Genomic DNA, 15,590 nt, shown 5'->3' with positions numbered 1-15,590 from the left:
ATCATGGTTAAGATCAGACTGCGCCGCATGGGCGCCAAGAAGGCTCCCTTCTACCGCGTTGTGGTGGCCGATTCCCGTTTCCCCCGCGACGGCCGTTTCATCGAGGAGATCGGCACTTACAATCCCTGCGTGGCTCCCGCCGAGATCAAGATCGACACCGAGCGCGCTCAGGCCTGGATCAAGTCCGGCGCCCAGCCCACCGACACTGTCAGAGCTCTGCTGAAAAAAGTGGAAGTCCTCTGATCCGGAGGACGGATCATGAAAGACTTGCTGCTCTATATCGCCAGAAACCTTGTGGATGATCCCGACGCGGTCTCCGTCACGGAGATCCAGGGCGATCAGGAGCTGACGTTGGAGCTGCGCGTCGCCCCCGACGACATGGGCAAGGTCATCGGCCGTCAGGGCCGCATCGCCAAGGAGATCCGGACGGTCGTCCGCTCCTACGCCCAGCGCACCGGCGTGAAGGTTTCCGTGGACATTGTAGACTAATTCGTCCAGAGAGGAGGAGCTTCGGCTCCTCTTCTTTTGTTTTCGCCGCAGGATGCAGGGGCCCCCTTGCCAGTTCCCGCAAAACAGGCTATACTATCCCCATCAACAAAAAGGAGCCATTCTCCATGAAACTTGACATGATCAAAATTGGCCGTATCGTCAACGCCCACGGCATCCGGGGCGAAGTCCGGGTGCAGCCCCGGGACGGTGACCCGGCCTTTCTGACCCGCTTCAAGACCTTCTATATCGACGGCCAGCCCGTCACTCCCACCGCCAACCACGTTCATAAAAGCCTGGTCTTAATGAAATTTCCCGGCGTGGACGATATGAACACCGCCCTGACCTATAAGGACAAGGACCTGTATATCCGCCGCGCCGACGCCCGCCTGCCCGACGGCGAATACTTTGACGACGAACTGCTGGGCCTGTCCGTCTGCAATGCCGAGACCGGGGAGGTATTAGGCGAGCTGACGGCGGTGGAGAGCTACCCCGCCCATAAGGTCTATACGGTCAAGGGCAAAAGGGAGTACCTGATCCCCGCCGTGAAGGATGTTTTCATCAAATCCGTAGATCTGGACGCAAACCGCATGGAGATCCATGTGCTGGAGGGGATGGCCACCGATGAGGATTGACATTATGACGCTTTTCCCCGACTCGGTGGACGCCATGCTGAACGTCAGCATCCTGGGCCGTGCCCAGGAGCGGGGCTATATCACCATCCAGAGCCACCAGATCCGGGAATACACCACCAACAAGCAGATGCAGGTGGACGACTACCCCTACGGCGGAGGCCGGGGCGCCGTCATGCAGGCGGACCCCCTGTACCGCTGTTGGGCCCACATCGTGGAAGTCTACGGCCCCGGCCGCACCATCTTCATGTCCCCCTGCGGCCGTACCTTCAACCAGGATGTGGCCCGGGAGCTGAAGGAAAATTATGACCACCTCATTCTGGTCTGCGGCCACTATGAGGGCATCGATCAGCGTTTCATCGACGAGTGCGTGGACGAGGAGATCTCCATGGGCGACTTCGTCCTCACCGGCGGCGAAATTCCCGCCATGGCGGTGGCGGACGCGGTGTGCCGTATGGTCCCCGGCGTCCTCCCCGACGCCGAATGCTTCGAGGAAGAATCCCACTGGAACGGCCTTTTGGAGTACCCCCAGTATTCCCGTCCCGCCGAGTGGCACGGCCGGCAGGTGCCGGAGATTTTGCTCTCCGGCGACCACGGCAAGGTGGCCGCCTGGCGGAAGAAGGAGAGCTACAAGCGCACCATGCGCCGCCGCCCGGACATGTTCGCCAAATTCGACGAATCCCAGCTCAAGACAAAGGCGGAAAAAAAAGTCCTCCAGCAGGCCAAGGACGAGCTGGCCCAGGAGGATGCGGAATCATAAAAAATCAGGCGCTCAACGCGCCTGATTTTTTCAGTTTCTGGAGCATTTCTCCGCATCGATGGCCAGCACCAGCATCAGCACGCACAGGGCGTTTCCCGGGTCCGCCACGTCGATGACATAGGTATCCGTCCAGTTGAACAGCTCCTTGGTGATGCGGGCCACCGGAGCGCCGCAGGCTTCCGTCACGGCGTAGTCCCACTCCATGAAGCTGCCCTCCACCTGCCAGCCGTTGCAGTCGATGTCAAACCGGGGCGTGAAGAAGGTAAACTCCTTCTGAATGCAGCCCACATAGCTGTCCCCCACATACATCTCGAATTTCGGCAGGAAGGTAAGCACCCGCTCCCGCACCGTGCCGATGTGCTCCCCCACACTGTTGAGGATATGAAGGCAGTGGCCCCAGGAGAGCTTTCCCTCCACGGTGTAGACCACATTCCCGTCCTCGTCGTAGATGTCATAGCTGTCAAACCAGCTGAAAAACCGTTGTTTGAAGATCAGCCGCATTTATGTCCCTCCCGTGTGATGCCGCTTGCCGGTTCAAATCTCAATGCCCTCCGGCCCCGCCCGGAAGCTCTTTTCAAAGTATCCCGTCATGGCCCGGACCAGATACGCCGTGTCCTTTGCCCCCGCCACCTCGCAGGCGGAATGCATGGCAAGCTGCGGCAATCCAATGTCCACGCTGTGGACGGACAGGTGGGCAGTGCTGATGTTGCCCAGCGTGGACCCGCCGGGCAGGTCCGCCCGGTTGCTGTACCGCTGCACCGGCACCCCGGCCTCCCGGCACACCTGGCGGAACACAGCGTCGGACACCGCGTCGGTGGTGTACCGCTGGGCGGCGTTGTACTTCACCACCACGCCGCCGTTCAGTACCGGGAACTCCCTGCCGTCGGCGTACTCCGGGTGGTTGGGATGGACAGCGTGGGCGTTGTCCGCCGACACCAGGAAACTGTTGGCCACCGCCGCCCGGTATTCCTCCTCTGTTTTCCCCAAAGCAGCACTGATGCGCCGCAGCACATCCGTCAGGAACGTGGAGTCCGCTCCCTGCCGGGTGCCGCTGCCCACTTCCTCGTTGTGAAACACCGCCAGCACCGGGACGCTCTCACTGCCCTTCGCCGCCAGGAAGCCCTCCAGACAGCCGAACACGCACTGCAAATCGTCCAGCCGGGGCGACAGGATGAACTCCTCCGCCGCGCCTGTCAGGGACGCCGCCTGCTGGGGATACAGGAACAGGTCGGTGGAGATCAGATCCTCCTCCGTCACGCCCGCCTCTTCCGCGATAAGCCGTCGGAAAGCCCCCGGCTCCTTGCCCATGCCGAAGAGGGGCAGCATATCCACGTTTGCTTTCAGGGCGGTGCCCTTGTTGACCTCCCGGTCCATGTGGATGGCGACGCTGGGGATGACCAGCAGGTCCCGGTCCACGTTCACCAGCCGGGTCTTGAGGCAGCCACCCTCCCGGACCACCGCCCGGCCCGCCACGGACAGGGGCCGGTCCAGCCAGGAGCGCATGATCATGCCGCCGTAAGGCTCCACGCTGAGCCGCAGGCACCCGCCGGCGGAGGGGACCTCCGCCTCCTCCCGCACTTTGAAGGTGGGGGAATCGCTGTGTCCCGCGGCGATCATGAAGCCCCGGAAATCCCGCCGGGGAACGCGGAACGCGATGACGCTGGCGTCTCCCCGCAGGGTAAAATACCGTCCGCCCTCCGTGAGATTCCAAACCTCTCCCTCATACAGCCGGGTATAGCCCGCCTCCAAAAGTGCCTTCATCACATTGGCCGCCGCGTGATAGCAGCTGGGGCTGGCGTCCAGAAACGCCAGCAGCCGCTTGTTCTCCTGTTCCATGTCCGTCCTCCTGTTCCAAGCCCGGCAGGGCCGGGGCAACATGCTGATGATAATATGGTATTATACCATGTCCCGCCGATTCTTCAACCTCAGAGGCCGAAAGTCCGGCTGTTCCGGCGGTTTTCCCAAATCCCGTTACATTTCCTTTTGTGCCCCTCTTGTTGGAACACACAAAAAAATTTCTTTATTTAGTGGCTTTTGCCACTCGCATATCCATATCTTGTGCTGTATAATGAGGTCGTTGCAATAGATATAGTGCGCTTTGCGCGCACAGATACTATACGGAGGGATAACGCATGAAAGTCATCAAGCGCAATGGTACGGAAGTCGTGTTCGACATCACCAAGATCATCGCCGCCATCACGAAAGCCAACGAGAGCGTGGAAGAAGGCGCCCGCATGACGCCGATGCAGGTCAAGCGCATCGCCGAATTTGTGGAGCTGAGCTGCCTGAAAATGAACCGTTCTCCCTCCGTGGAGGAGATCCAGGACCTGGTGGAGTACCAGATCATGGCCCACGGCGCCTACGAGGTGGCGAAGAACTATGTCACCTACCGCTACACCCGCTCCCTGGTCCGCAAGAGCAACACCACCGACGAGAAGATCTTAAGCCTCATCGAGTGCTGCAACGAGGAGGCCAAGCAGGAGAACTCCAACAAAAACCCCATCGTGAACTCCACCCAGCGGGACTACATGGCGGGCGAGGTCTCCCGCGACCTCTCCGAGCGTCTGCTGCTGCCTCCCGACATCGTGGAGGCCCACCGGGAGGGCATCATCCACTTCCACGATTCTGACTACTATGCCCAGCACATGCACAACTGCGACCTGGTGAACCTGGAGGACATGCTCCAGAACGGCACCGTCATCACCGGCACCATGATCGAGCGGCCCCACAGCTTCTCCACCGCCTGCAACATCGCCACCCAGATCATCGCCCAGGTGGCCTCCAACCAGTACGGCGGTCAGTCCATCTCCCTGACCCACCTGGCGCCCTTCGTGGACGTCAGCCGCAAGAAGCTGCGCAAGGTGGTGGAGCAGGAGATGGCCGCCATCGGCGTGGACCCCGGCGAGGAGAAGCTCAGCGAGCTGGTGGAGACCCGCCTGCGGGACGAGGTCCGCCGGGGTGTCCAGACCATCCAGTACCAGGTCCTGACCCTGCTGACCACCAACGGCCAGGCGCCCTTTGTCACGGTGTTCATGTACCTGAACGAGGCCAAGAGCGAGCAGGAGAAGAAAGACCTGGCCATGATCATCGAGGAGACCCTGCTCCAGCGGTACGAGGGCGTGAAGAACGAGGACGGCGTGTGGATCACCCCCGCTTTCCCCAAGCTCATCTACGTGCTGGAGGAGGACAACATCCACGAGGGCGACCCCTACTGGTATCTGACGGAGCTGGCCGCCAAGTGCACCGCCCGCCGCATGGTGCCCGACTACATCTCCGAGAAGAAGATGCTGGAGCTGAAGGGCGACGTGTACACCTGCATGGGCTGCCGCTCTTTCCTGACCCCGGACCGCTTCACCGACGCGGGCATCGGCAACATCGCCAACGCCGGCAACTACGAGCCGGGCAAGCACAAGTATTACGGCCGCTTCAACCAGGGCGTGGTCACCATCAACCTGCCGGACGTGGCCCTGTCCTCCGGCGGCAATCTGGAGAAATTCTGGAAGATCTTTGACGAGCGCCTGGAGCTATGCCACCGTGCCCTGCGCTGCCGCCACGACCGCCTGAAGGGCACGCTGTCCGACGTGGCCCCCATCCTGTGGCAGTACGGCGCCCTGGCCCGGCTGAAGAAGGGCGAGCCCATCGACAAGCTGCTCTACGACGGCTATTCCACCATCTCCCTGGGCTACGCGGGCCTGTATGAGTGCGTGAAGTTTATGACCGGCAAGAGCCATACCGACCCCTCCGCCACCCCCTTCGCCCTGAGCATCATGCAGAAGATGAACGACAAGTGCAAGGAGTGGAAGACCGCCGAGAACATCGATTACTCCCTGTACGGCACGCCTCTGGAGTCCACCACCTACAAGTTCGCCAAGTGCCTGCAGAAGCGCTTCGGCATCATCCCCGGCATCACCGACAAGGGCTATATCACCAACAGCTACCACGTCCATGTCACCGAGGAGATCGACGCCTTCACCAAGCTGAAATTCGAGGCCCAGTTCCAGCACCTCTCCCCCGGCGGCGCCATCAGCTACGTGGAAGTCCCCGACATGCAGAACAACATCCCCGCCGTTCTGGAAGTGATGAAGTTCATCTACGACAACATCATCTACGCCGAGCTGAACACCAAGAGCGACTACTGCCAGGTCTGCGGCTGGGACGGCGAGATCCAGATCGTGGAGGAAAACGGCAAGCTGATCTGGAGATGCCCCAAGTGCGGCAACACCGACCAGAGCAAGATGAATGTGGCCCGCCGTACCTGCGGCTACATCGGTACCCAGTTCTGGAACCAGGGCCGCACCCAGGAAATTCGTGACCGGGTCCTGCACCTGTAATTATCTTCCCAAAAGGCAATGCCTTTTGGGAGAAGAGTGACGGTTTGTGCGCGCACTCGCTGCGCTCGCACACTTACAAACCGAGAAGTGTTTTTCCCGAGGCGCATGTCCTCGGGAAAAACAATTTTATGAGATTCCCGCCTGCGGGCGGGAATTGGGAAGGCGGCAACATGTACTACGGTGAGATCAAAAACTGTGACATCGCCAACGGCGAGGGCGTCCGGGTGACGCTGTTCGTCTCCGGCTGCACCAACCACTGCAAGAACTGCTTCCAGCCCCAGACCTGGGATTTTAACTACGGCCAGCCCTTCACGGAAGAGACGGAGCAGCACCTCCTGGAGCTGCTGTCCCCCAGCTATATCAACGGTTTGACGCTTCTTGGCGGCGAGCCTTTCGAGCCGGAGAACCAGCGGGTGCTGGTGCCCTTCCTGCGCCGGGTCCGCTCCGCCTATCCGAAGAAGAACATCTGGTCCTTCTCCGGCTTCACCTACGAGGAGCTGACCACCGACGGCACCCATCCCCGCTGCGAGGTGACGGACGAGTTTCTGTCCCTGCTGGACGTGCTGGTGGACGGCCGCTTCGTGGAGGAGCTGAAGGACATCTCCCTGCGGTTCCGGGGCAGCCGGAACCAGCGCCTCATCGACCTGAACGCCAGCCGGGCCGCGGGACACCTCTGCTTCCTGCCGGACCGCCGCTGAACACATAAGGAGGAACCACACATGATCACCATTGCACAGCGTATTGAAGCCCTGCGGGTCGAAAAGGGCCTGAGCCGCCCCGCCCTGGCGGCGGCGCTGGGCCTGCCCCGCATGTCCGTTGAAAAGTTCGAGACGGGCCGCCAGACCCCGTCTCAGGATCAGCAGGCCAAGCTGGCACAGTATTTCGGCGTCTCCCTTGCCTATCTCCGGGGCGAGTCCGACGACCCCTCCGGCACGGATTCCTGGCTCAGCGGTAATGTGGCCGACGAACCCGCCGTGCCCCGGCCCGTTCCGAAAGCGGCCCCCCGGCCCGCCGCCCAGGTGGTCCAGTCATCCGGCGGCGACGGAGACGGCGCCGTGTTCAGCGCCCTGCTGAAAAGCAAGTCCTTCCAGGACATGGTCCGCTCCACGGTCCTGGAGGTCCTCCGCTCCCCCGAGGGCCAGCAGCTCCTGGCCAAGGCCATCCGCAAGGAGCTGGGGCGGTAAAGCCAAACAGCCCCCCGACCATTGGTGCAAAAGCCGCAGATACCCGTCTGCGGCTTTTCCTTTTGTTCAGTTTTCGATTTTCTTCGGTCATCGCTTCCCCACAATTAACGATTTCTTCTCTGCCCAATGATTCTCGGATGTTGGAAAGACGTTCATTCTTCCTTTCAAAGGCACACAGCAGACTGGTTTCTGAATGCTGGAAATCTGTCTATCCTTCCCTTCAATAGCCTCAAGATACTATCGTTTTTTTGTTGGAAATCTGCATCTTCTTCCTCTTCCAATTTTTTTGCTGGAAATCCGTTCACCGCTTCCTTTCCATCAGTCCATGCAAAGTCCGATCAGCTATCCCGGAAATTTGGCAGTCTATCCTCGCATCTCAAAACCAGCGTCGCCCCCTCATCAATACGCTCTTTGTCCATTATCGAGCAATTCTCATCCAAATTGAGCCCTTGCCCGCATTTGATATTCGCAATACACCAATATTGGAATTTTGTTTATTCTTCCTTTTTATGCGTCTCAAAGCAGCTCATTTTCAATATTGGAAATTCGTCTGGGCATCCAATCGTTTCGTCTAATCCGTCCGTTTTTTTCTGTTGGAAATCTGCATTCTCTTCCTCTTCTGTGTTTCTTTACTGGAAAATTGCGCACTGCTTCCTTTCCATCAGTCCTCGCAAAAGTCAATCTGCTATCCTGGAAATTTGGCAGTCTATCCTCTCTGACGTAAATGCCTTCTTCTCCTTGAAACCAAATGTGGTCTGCCTGGCATCACTTATGATAAAATTCCATCCCAGTTTAAGTGTTTGACCTTACTTTGCTGGAAACCCGCTTTCCTTCCATTTTTTGTTGTTGAAAATCTGTCTGATCTTCCGCTCGATCTTCATTACCGGAAATCCGTATGCTCTTCTGCCCGGTCTTCATTGCTGGAAATCTGTCTACCCTTCCGCCCGATCTTCATTGCTGGAAATCTGAATACCCTTCCGCCCGATCTTTATTGCTGGAAATCTGTCTACCCTTCCGCCCGGTCTTTATTGCTGGAAATCTGTCTACCCTTCCGCCCAATCTTCATTGTTGGAAATCTGTCTACCCTTCCGCATGATCTTCTTTGCTGGAAATCTGTATGCTCTTCCGCCCGATCTTCATTGCTGGAAATCTGTCTGTCCTTCCATCCATTCTTTATTGCTGAAAAAAGAAAAGGGGTATGGAGAATACGTAGCTCCCCATACCCCTTTTTATAAGAAGTTTAAAAGTATCTCATTAGACTTTTTGTTCAATACTGGCTCTTCTTATGTCTCATCTCGTAAAACATTTTTGATTGCAGTTGTGGCCGCAAGCAGCATCCTCCGTTCTTTAGGTGAACAATCATCAAGGAGCTTTTGGACTTCTGCACAAGCCACTTCTTTGTCTGCCGTCTGGTTGCCAATCAGAAGTGTATCCACAGTAACTTCGAACGCTACCGCGATCCTAACAAGAATCTGAAGGCCTGGTCTTTTCATCCCCCTCTCAATATGACTCACATACGGCACTGACACCTCGATGGCTTCCGCCAGATTTTCCTGCGTCATTCCGAACTTCTCTCGGAGTTCACGAATCCGTTTTCCAATTAGCCGATAATTCAGAGTTTCCTCGTAGTCCATCACCTATCCTCCCGCAAACATCGCCACCAGAGCATGCGTCTTACAAATCAGAACGATATACAATAGTGTGGCAGCCATCATCATCGGAATCGTCTGCCGCTCCCGCCGCTCTTCTACGCTGGCAATCCGCAGTTCCCGGACCAGTAATACCATGCCCACAATGTACACCACTGTCACCACAATATTGAAATACAGGAGTTTCATCTTTCCGTTTCTTTCTCACGCGCAGGTAATCCCCTCTTCTTTCCACGTCGTCAGCCGGAAGTGATAGGGGCGGCCGTCGGGACCGATCGTGCTGTTGACATGCTGGATCAGACGATATACTTCCTTGGGGTGTCGGCCTCCCACCAGAACACCTTCATCTGCCGGAACACCGTCCTGAATACAGCCATCCCAGTACATTTTCAGCTGATACACATCGCTTGCTTTTGTACCCCTGACTTTTCCCTCATAAATAGTCACCTGGTCATTCTGGCAGGTAAACATATCCATCCGTTCCCGGAGTCCAATGGTACGGAAAGTAGCCTCCTCCAGGGAAACCCTGGTCATGCCCGGCAGCTCCGCTTTCTTTTCCGCCAGCTTGCGGAACATCTTCTGTTCCTTTGACTCAGACTCATTCTCCGGAAGCTGCACATTGGCTCGAATCCACTTAAACAACTCCTGCAGCCGAGGATCCTCCTCCCGGAAACCATTTTTGGCTGTTTTAGTAGCCGGGATTGTCTCTAACGATTCCGTTGTCAGATCCACCTGCGCCAGAAAAGCATTCTGGGAATTATGTACCTTTCTGCCCCAGATAGTCTTCAGTAAACCGTGCTCAATCACCCGTCCATTGATACGCAGTTCCACACCGCTGGACTCCATATTGCCAAGATAATGGCAGAAATTCTGCTTACTAGGCAGGATACGCCCATACCGGCAGCTGACCTGAAGGCTTCCGCCTCCCAAATTGACCTTACGCTTGGGAATATCCACCATGGAGCCGTCCTCCCACGAAGGCAGCAGAGGAACCAGCATCTCCCGCATTTCATCCTTTCCTGCCTTCGTAATAACCTCGATGCCCATCTCCCCTGCTTCCAGAATTTCAGCATAAGTATACCGCAGATGCTCTTTAAGAATTGCCATCAGCCGGTCAAAGGGGATCTCCTTATGCTTGCCGCTCTGCTCCAGTGTGGCAAATACGTTCATCGGGGAGCGGAAGCGGATTACTGTGCCGGTAGAACCGAGACTGCCAGGCCAATCATCGTGGATCTCGATGGGGTACTCATCGTGCCCGAAAATATACGGTGCCCGCATGGCGTAGCTCTGCCCCAGAGCCGCAGATTCCGCAGTCCGGGTAAAAACCTCCCAATCGCTGCCGCTGCCTTCCACGTAGGACAGCGCGTGCTTCAGACCGTAGCCATGCTCGTTCAGCGGAGTCTCCTGTTCTTCCACACCTGCCAGCGTCATGGCATTAGCCACATTCCGAATGCCGGTGCCGCCATCTTCTACCACGATGTCTACAGCGTCCTTCTGCTGCTCCACCAAAATGCGGACTATACGCCGCAGAGATTCGTCCTCTTTGTTGCCGCGGAAGTTGGAGACGGCGTCATCCACAAACTCGCAGAGCGCCTGAGACAGATTTGAAAAGCTGCTCCCCATCTCTTTCCAAATGCGTGAAGCATCCGGGGTGTTGTCGATCTTAAACGTGTCAATAATAGCCATTGTTCATATCCTCCTGTACATAAATGATTCCGGCCGGAGCCAAATGCAGATGCACCGCCAAAGCGCGGTTGATGGCGAAGCGGTCAAACGGATCTTCCACATATCCAATTCGACGGATAAGCCGAGCCTTGTCAACAGTGGTAATCTGCTCGCAGAGAGCGCGGCTGGGGTAATCCAAATAACGGCTGCAAAGCAGTACGTGGCTGAGTCGCTGCTCCTTGGTCAGTTCTCTGGTCAAGGGCACCACGCTAACGAAGCCAGTGTCTCCGATGGTTTCTCCGTCTGAAACGACTACCACCGGACGCCGTCCTTTCTTCAGGCCGCTTTCCTTCGGGAACAGAAGGTCTGCTGTCCAAAGTTCAAATCGTTCCATGTTCATCACTCCTTCATCATTCCGAATGTTTTGCCATTGTTTTTGCTGGCCAGGTAATCTTAGATAACCTGCTCGAAAGCGCCGTCTGGAGGCACTCCGGACTGGCGAATCAGCATCCAGAGAAGAAGTAAATGGAGGCCGGTCAGGAGGTAGCGGATAACGCCCCGGACAATGAAGCAGGCTTTATCCCAATCAGTAAGGTGCTTCGAATGCCATTTTCCGTACATGCACAACGTCTCCTCTGTCATAAAATCCGAAAACAAAACACCGTGCAGGGCATGAGAAGCCTACACGGTGTCGGGTATGACAGATAACAGAATTGGTCGCCCGGAGGAAAACACCCCTTGCACATTGGAATGAAAAAGGGTATACTAATCCTGCGGTGCGGACTAAGTCCGTTGTGTAGGTGCTGATCCACCTGCGCAGGCACAGAAGAGGTGGTGCTCTTCTGTGCTGCCGCTGTTCTATTTTCTTTGCTACATTATAGGATATAAGCTGTCGTATATCAATAGTCAATTATTACGAAATACTCCTTTTATTTTTGTCAGTTTTATACGTTGACGTATAGTTTATTGAGATTATCTGTTTTCTACATCTAAAATATAATGATGAAAGGAGCGTGAAGAACTCATGCCGCGTTCGGATGCAATGAATCGAGCAATTCAGAAATACGACAGGGAAAAAATAGATCGAATTATGTTTCGTGTACCCAAAGGCAAAAAAGAAATAATTCAAGCACATGCTTCTTGCCAAGGGGAATCGCTTTCAGCTTTTTTAAATCGCGCAGTCGATGAAACAATTGCGCGTGATCAAGGATCCAAATAAAACAAAAAAAGTGCCCCACAGACTACATTATAATTAGTAGTCCGTGAGGCACTCTTTTCATTGCCCAAAAATCCCCCACAAAACCGACTTTACTACCGTCAAGTTCTGTGGGGGGCGAGATCCCGTTTCTATCCATACTACCCATGGAAATTATGCCTGACCAATTGAAGCATGCAGTCCACAAGGTGATCCCAGCATCACACGATCACCCTTTTTTAGAGAAACCTCAATAATCACTCCGAGACACTTTCCCGGTTGGCCCGGTAATACATTCATTGTTTCAGTATTATCGTCCCTCTGATCAATCTGAATTTTGCACTGCTGAGGAGTAATGAATCGCTGATCTCGATTAACAATAATTGCCAATGTCCGTCGGCCTCCCGGGCCCACGAAACTGCGATACGCCTTATTGGTCGTATCGCCATGCATGCCAAGTCCACGGAAATATCGTTCCATCGCAGACCCCGCCTTAATCTTGCACTGCCTTCTGAGCACATTGAGGACGTGATCATGACACAACTGCATGCCGGCTCCACCCACGTTTTTTTCAGCCTTTTCCTGATATTCCTGGATAATATTATACTTTACCCCTACTCGACGCAGAGCATCCCGGAGATAATCTGTACCCTTGCTTAATTTCAGATCCTTTTTTGCGTCTCGTCCGAAGGTAAGCACCCTCATATCTGCCAGATTTTTGTCCGAATATCCCAACGACTTTAAATATTCGTATCGTTTCCGCACCAACAACTGTGCCATAGGCAGGAGCGGGCATGTGTAGTTTTGAAGTCCGCCGCCGTCTTTGAGGTAGAATCTCCGCACAAAGACGCCTTCGGATAAAAACAGAATGTCCGACCACTGCAGGGCGACCATCTCCTGCATGCTCATAAAACAACCTAGCGCCAGGGCAATCACAAGGCAACGGCCATCCTCTAAATCATTTTCACACATTTGATACAGCTTTTTTTCGGTTTCCTTCTCAATGAGGTGCGACTGTCCGGCTTTTCGTCTCGCTTGATTATTCTTAGCCTCCCTCTCCTCGTCATTTGCCTGTAGTCTATGAACCCTGAAAGGGTTGTCTCCCTGGTATTCGTCTGCGTAATCGTCTAAAAACCTGCGAATTACCTTGAATCCCTCTGGCCCATGCTCCTTTACGACTTTTTGTACATCTGCCTTTTTGAGATCTTCTACCCGTTTTTCTCCGAGTGTGATGCACACCTTTTGCAACAGGCGCATGGCGCGTTTCCCATATTTAAGTGATTCCGCAAACCTGAAATACAAGCGCATCACTGTCTGCGCCTGCGTTCCAGTTCCCTGCCTGTCCATCCGGGACAAAATGCTCCGGTAATTCTCCACGACCAACTGTTCCACGGCTTTTACGACAGCCTCTTTAGCCTTATCCAATGAAAATTTTGTGAGCTTTAGATCTTTAGTTGCTTTTCTCCGAATGGCGCGTCCTACAAGCAGTTCCTTGCGAACCATTTGCTGGATCTCCAGGATTTTTTGATCGGTGATTGTCTTTCCCGCTTCTTTACGCTTTTCCACCTCCTTTCGTGCCATTTTGGTCACGATATCATCCAGCCTGTTTCCCTCTGCCAGCAGGATATGAGGATCGTCCGGTGCAAGAAGGCTGACGCTGCCGCGGCCTTCATACACCGGTCCTTTCCCGTTTGGGTTTTCCGGTATCCGATGCACGGAAAACTGCGCCATAAGGCCATAACTGATATAGTTTCCTTTGATCCCAGTTATTTCACCCGTTATCTCATCTATCTCTTTGGTCAGATTGCTTTCTTTCCAGCTCACATAGTTCCCTCCTATTCATTTTTTTCTTCGTGGGTCTTCTTAGCCCTTGTCCGACCGTATTTGTCGATTAACGGTAATAGATTGATTTCATCCACTTCCTGTTTCCATTTTCGCAGTTTCTCAGGCGCAATCCACCGGCCGATGGAAGTCCCCGGGTCCTCAGGACGATAGGGCACATCGTACATTGTTACAGCCTCGGCTTTCAGGCATCCCGGAGGGGCAGTAATTTGCAGTTTATCATAGGGTTCACGGCTGACAGCATTGATGCGATATACACCATCTTCTGCTGCCTCCAGCATGATTGCGCTGCCATCCGGTATGTCAACACGGACATCTGGCATACACACGACGGGTTTATATGCCGGATCCTGTGCCAAATCAATGTCATACACAAAGCGGCGCTGCATCTGCTGTATCCATCTGACCGTATCTGCTGTAACCTTATCACCCCTGGGATCTTCTTTATTAATGTGACCACCGATGGTATCTACATACGTCTGTGGGATTCCGCACTCGTTCATCATCAAGGAGAACCAGTCATGGCGCAGCTGATGTGCCGTGAGGCGAGCAGGTCCTGCTTTTCTGCGGTCTACCTCCTGCTGTGCCGCGATCAAGTACGCTTCATCACAGCCTGCCAGCTCCAAAACAGTGCGCAACAAATCGGACAATCTCTCTGACCGATAGTAGGTCAGAGGCTGATTCGGCACGGAAAACAGCGGGATCTTTCCGTCAGGATGAGCTGCCAGAATACCGCTTTTCTTCAATTCTGCCATGCGGCGGGCAATCACTGCTCGAGCCTCGTCCCTTAAGGGCATCAGACGATTACCGTCATCCGTTTTGGGATAGTCAACTCTGACGCCCTTTTCCTCTTGACCATCGACAAAGATGGTTTCACCGTCAGCGCCCACACTGCACACCTGCAGCCCCGTAGCTTCCGCCACTCGCAAACCGCAAAGCAGGGCCATGAGACCTGCCCCAGCCAGTACAACACCCTCTACAAATAATTCTAAAAGTATGTAGTACGCCTTTACGCGGATCTTTCGAAGGAACTCTTTAATCTGTTCTTCCTGAAGCACTTTTACGGGCTTGATCTCCGGAAAATCAATAACTGGTAATTTGTCAGGATGCTCTTTCTGAACCTGCCGATAAATGCGCTCCCCTATCCTCCACCAGGTTCTTTGCCCTTGGATAACTTTCTCCCTCTCCTTTGGCAGCTTTTCTCCATCTTTCGTTTTTTTGCCCCGCCTACTTTCGCAGGCAGCATCTACACGGTCCCGGAAGATAGTCTCCAGATCCACTTTGCAGATCTGCTCAGCACCGATCTTATCGATCTCAGGCGCCATAAAATTGAGCAAGTACCGCTTACCTTTCGTATAGCTTCTTCGAATCTCGGGGAAGTCATCCTCCGTATATTCTTGCAGGATGTCCTCTAGCGCTTTAACCAAGCTTCCGTCTTTGGACGGGCTGTCACTATCCCGCTTGCATTTCGCGTCTGCATCCCGCGCAGCTTGTGATGCCACTTGTCCAACGACCAGAGGGATCTGGTTTTTGCTGCTACAGGTCCGGAGACGTTTCACCTCAGGGTCCTTTTCCAAAATATAATCCTTTTTGGTTGCTTTGGCCTGCACCTTGATGGCACCGTTTTTTTGCACCCATAGTGTGATGTTGGCATTATGGTAGGGCGATTCCTTCACCTCAACGTTTTGGACATATGTTTGCTTTGCTCTCAGTGTCTTTACCGCCTCAGTCAGATTAAACAGATGTGGTGTGCTCATTTTAAAAATCCTCCATTTTTGTATTTTCAAGCAATGTAAACAAGTTATTTTAGATTGATCTTAACCGTTTTTTGGATCTTATGCGGAGT

General features: G+C 54.6%; 17 protein-coding genes. 8 read left to right on the top strand and 9 right to left on the bottom strand.

Annotated features, from left to right (window positions below; all coding sequences use genetic code 11):
- Positions 1-3: 3 nt before the first annotated feature.
- The 4 genes from rpsP to trmD all read left to right on the top strand — a co-directional run bounded on the left by rpsP (position 4) and on the right by trmD (position 1,878).
- Positions 4-243: a 30S ribosomal protein S16 gene (gene rpsP, locus JQM68_RS00580; RefSeq protein WP_268821355.1), complete on the top strand. Its 240-nt coding sequence runs from the start codon at positions 4-6 to the stop codon at positions 241-243.
- A 15-nt stretch (positions 244-258) separates the two neighbouring features.
- A complete protein-coding gene (locus JQM68_RS00575) occupies positions 259-489 on the top strand; it encodes a KH domain-containing protein (RefSeq protein WP_235220969.1) in 231 nt (76 codons plus the stop codon).
- Between the two features lie 125 nt (positions 490-614).
- Positions 615-1,121, top strand: a complete 507-nt coding sequence (rimM, locus tag JQM68_RS00570; protein WP_235220968.1) for a ribosome maturation factor RimM — start codon at positions 615-617, stop codon at positions 1,119-1,121.
- The gene (gene trmD / locus JQM68_RS00565; protein WP_235220967.1) at positions 1,111-1,878 is read left to right on the top strand and encodes a tRNA (guanosine(37)-N1)-methyltransferase TrmD; all 768 of its coding nucleotides are present in this window, start codon (positions 1,111-1,113) and stop codon (positions 1,876-1,878) included. Before rimM ends, trmD begins: the two co-directional genes overlap by 11 nt.
- 30 nt (positions 1,879-1,908) lie before the next feature.
- On the opposite strand, the gene JQM68_RS00560 is transcribed toward trmD, so the two are convergent.
- Both JQM68_RS00560 and JQM68_RS00555 read right to left on the bottom strand, forming a co-directional pair.
- Positions 1,909-2,379 (bottom strand): LURP-one-related/scramblase family protein, encoded by a 471-nt coding sequence (locus tag JQM68_RS00560; RefSeq protein ID WP_235220966.1) that lies wholly within the window; start codon positions 2,377-2,379, stop codon positions 1,909-1,911.
- A 33-nt stretch (positions 2,380-2,412) separates the two neighbouring features.
- Positions 2,413-3,714 (bottom strand): M18 family aminopeptidase, encoded by a 1,302-nt coding sequence (locus JQM68_RS00555; RefSeq protein ID WP_235220965.1) that lies wholly within the window; start codon positions 3,712-3,714, stop codon positions 2,413-2,415.
- A 296-nt stretch (positions 3,715-4,010) separates the two neighbouring features.
- Here JQM68_RS00555 and nrdD point away from each other — a divergent pair, with 296 nt between their 5' ends.
- From nrdD to JQM68_RS00540, 3 genes are all read left to right on the top strand, one after another.
- Positions 4,011-6,209 (top strand): anaerobic ribonucleoside-triphosphate reductase, encoded by a 2,199-nt coding sequence (nrdD, locus tag JQM68_RS00550; RefSeq protein ID WP_235220964.1) that lies wholly within the window; start codon positions 4,011-4,013, stop codon positions 6,207-6,209.
- Between the two features lie 170 nt (positions 6,210-6,379).
- Positions 6,380-6,907 (top strand): anaerobic ribonucleoside-triphosphate reductase activating protein, encoded by a 528-nt coding sequence (nrdG, locus tag JQM68_RS00545; RefSeq protein ID WP_235220963.1) that lies wholly within the window; start codon positions 6,380-6,382, stop codon positions 6,905-6,907.
- 21 nt (positions 6,908-6,928) lie between these two features.
- Positions 6,929-7,393 carry a helix-turn-helix domain-containing protein gene (locus JQM68_RS00540; RefSeq protein WP_235220962.1) on the top strand — a complete coding sequence of 155 codons (465 nt, stop codon included), beginning with the start codon at positions 6,929-6,931 and terminating at the stop codon, positions 7,391-7,393.
- A 1,283-nt stretch (positions 7,394-8,676) separates the two neighbouring features.
- On the opposite strand, the gene JQM68_RS00535 is transcribed toward JQM68_RS00540, so the two are convergent.
- From JQM68_RS00535 to JQM68_RS00515, 5 genes are read right to left on the bottom strand one after another with little or no spacing between them, the layout of a single operon-like run.
- Positions 8,677-9,027, bottom strand: a complete 351-nt coding sequence (locus JQM68_RS00535) for a helix-turn-helix domain-containing protein (protein ID WP_235220961.1) — start codon at positions 9,025-9,027, stop codon at positions 8,677-8,679.
- Positions 9,028-9,030: 3 nt separating this feature from the next.
- A complete protein-coding gene (locus JQM68_RS00530) occupies positions 9,031-9,231 on the bottom strand; it encodes a hypothetical protein (protein ID WP_235220960.1) in 201 nt (66 codons plus the stop codon).
- Between the two features lie 15 nt (positions 9,232-9,246).
- Positions 9,247-10,728 (bottom strand): ATP-binding protein, encoded by a 1,482-nt coding sequence (locus JQM68_RS00525; protein WP_235220959.1) that lies wholly within the window; start codon positions 10,726-10,728, stop codon positions 9,247-9,249.
- Entirely contained in the window at positions 10,715-11,101 is a 387-nt protein-coding gene (locus tag JQM68_RS00520) for a type II toxin-antitoxin system PemK/MazF family toxin (RefSeq protein WP_235220958.1), read from the bottom strand. The genes JQM68_RS00525 and JQM68_RS00520 overlap by 14 nt, the downstream gene beginning before the upstream one ends.
- 59 nt (positions 11,102-11,160) lie before the next feature.
- On the bottom strand, positions 11,161-11,328 hold the full coding sequence (locus JQM68_RS00515; RefSeq protein ID WP_235220957.1) for a hypothetical protein: 168 nt from the start codon (positions 11,326-11,328) through the stop codon (positions 11,161-11,163).
- A gap of 403 nt (positions 11,329-11,731) precedes the next feature.
- On the opposite strand from JQM68_RS00515, the gene JQM68_RS00510 reads away from it, so the two are divergent.
- Positions 11,732-11,926, top strand: a complete 195-nt coding sequence (locus JQM68_RS00510) for a hypothetical protein (RefSeq protein WP_235220956.1) — start codon at positions 11,732-11,734, stop codon at positions 11,924-11,926.
- Positions 11,927-12,076: 150 nt separating this feature from the next.
- Here the strand turns inward: JQM68_RS00510 and JQM68_RS00505 are convergent, their stop codons facing one another.
- Entirely contained in the window at positions 12,077-13,726 is a 1,650-nt protein-coding gene (locus tag JQM68_RS00505) for a site-specific integrase (protein ID WP_235220955.1), read from the bottom strand.
- A gap of 11 nt (positions 13,727-13,737) precedes the next feature.
- The gene (locus JQM68_RS00500; protein ID WP_235220954.1) at positions 13,738-15,501 is read right to left on the bottom strand and encodes a tyrosine-type recombinase/integrase; all 1,764 of its coding nucleotides are present in this window, start codon (positions 15,499-15,501) and stop codon (positions 13,738-13,740) included.
- Between the last annotated feature and the right edge of the window lie 89 nt (positions 15,502-15,590).

Origin of the sequence: Oscillibacter valericigenes, from assembly GCF_021531435.1 — a bacterium.
Lineage (GTDB): Bacteria > Bacillota > Clostridia > Oscillospirales > Oscillospiraceae > Oscillibacter > Oscillibacter valericigenes_B.
This window is presented reverse-complemented; position numbering and strand designations above follow the sequence as displayed.

Excerpts from the sequence above, each read along its gene's own strand:
- rpsP (WP_268821355.1), top strand. The coding sequence starts at position 4 with ATGGTTAAGATCAGACTGCGCCGCATGGGCGCCAAGAAGGCTCCCTTC.
- JQM68_RS00575 (WP_235220969.1), top strand. The coding sequence starts at position 259 with ATGAAAGACTTGCTGCTCTATATCGCCAGAAACCTTGTGGATGATCCC.
- rimM (WP_235220968.1), top strand. The coding sequence starts at position 615 with ATGAAACTTGACATGATCAAAATTGGCCGTATCGTCAACGCCCACGGC.
- trmD (WP_235220967.1), top strand. The coding sequence starts at position 1,111 with ATGAGGATTGACATTATGACGCTTTTCCCCGACTCGGTGGACGCCATG.
- JQM68_RS00560 (WP_235220966.1), bottom strand. The coding sequence starts at position 2,379 with ATGCGGCTGATCTTCAAACAACGGTTTTTCAGCTGGTTTGACAGCTAT.
- JQM68_RS00555 (WP_235220965.1), bottom strand. The coding sequence starts at position 3,714 with ATGGAACAGGAGAACAAGCGGCTGCTGGCGTTTCTGGACGCCAGCCCC.
- nrdD (WP_235220964.1), top strand. The coding sequence starts at position 4,011 with ATGAAAGTCATCAAGCGCAATGGTACGGAAGTCGTGTTCGACATCACC.
- nrdG (WP_235220963.1), top strand. The coding sequence starts at position 6,380 with ATGTACTACGGTGAGATCAAAAACTGTGACATCGCCAACGGCGAGGGC.
- JQM68_RS00540 (WP_235220962.1), top strand. The coding sequence starts at position 6,929 with ATGATCACCATTGCACAGCGTATTGAAGCCCTGCGGGTCGAAAAGGGC.
- JQM68_RS00535 (WP_235220961.1), bottom strand. The coding sequence starts at position 9,027 with ATGGACTACGAGGAAACTCTGAATTATCGGCTAATTGGAAAACGGATT.
- JQM68_RS00530 (WP_235220960.1), bottom strand. The coding sequence starts at position 9,231 with ATGAAACTCCTGTATTTCAATATTGTGGTGACAGTGGTGTACATTGTG.
- JQM68_RS00525 (WP_235220959.1), bottom strand. The coding sequence starts at position 10,728 with ATGGCTATTATTGACACGTTTAAGATCGACAACACCCCGGATGCTTCA.
- JQM68_RS00520 (WP_235220958.1), bottom strand. The coding sequence starts at position 11,101 with ATGGAACGATTTGAACTTTGGACAGCAGACCTTCTGTTCCCGAAGGAA.
- JQM68_RS00515 (WP_235220957.1), bottom strand. The coding sequence starts at position 11,328 with ATGTACGGAAAATGGCATTCGAAGCACCTTACTGATTGGGATAAAGCC.
- JQM68_RS00510 (WP_235220956.1), top strand. The coding sequence starts at position 11,732 with ATGCCGCGTTCGGATGCAATGAATCGAGCAATTCAGAAATACGACAGG.
- JQM68_RS00500 (WP_235220954.1), bottom strand. The coding sequence starts at position 15,501 with ATGAGCACACCACATCTGTTTAATCTGACTGAGGCGGTAAAGACACTG.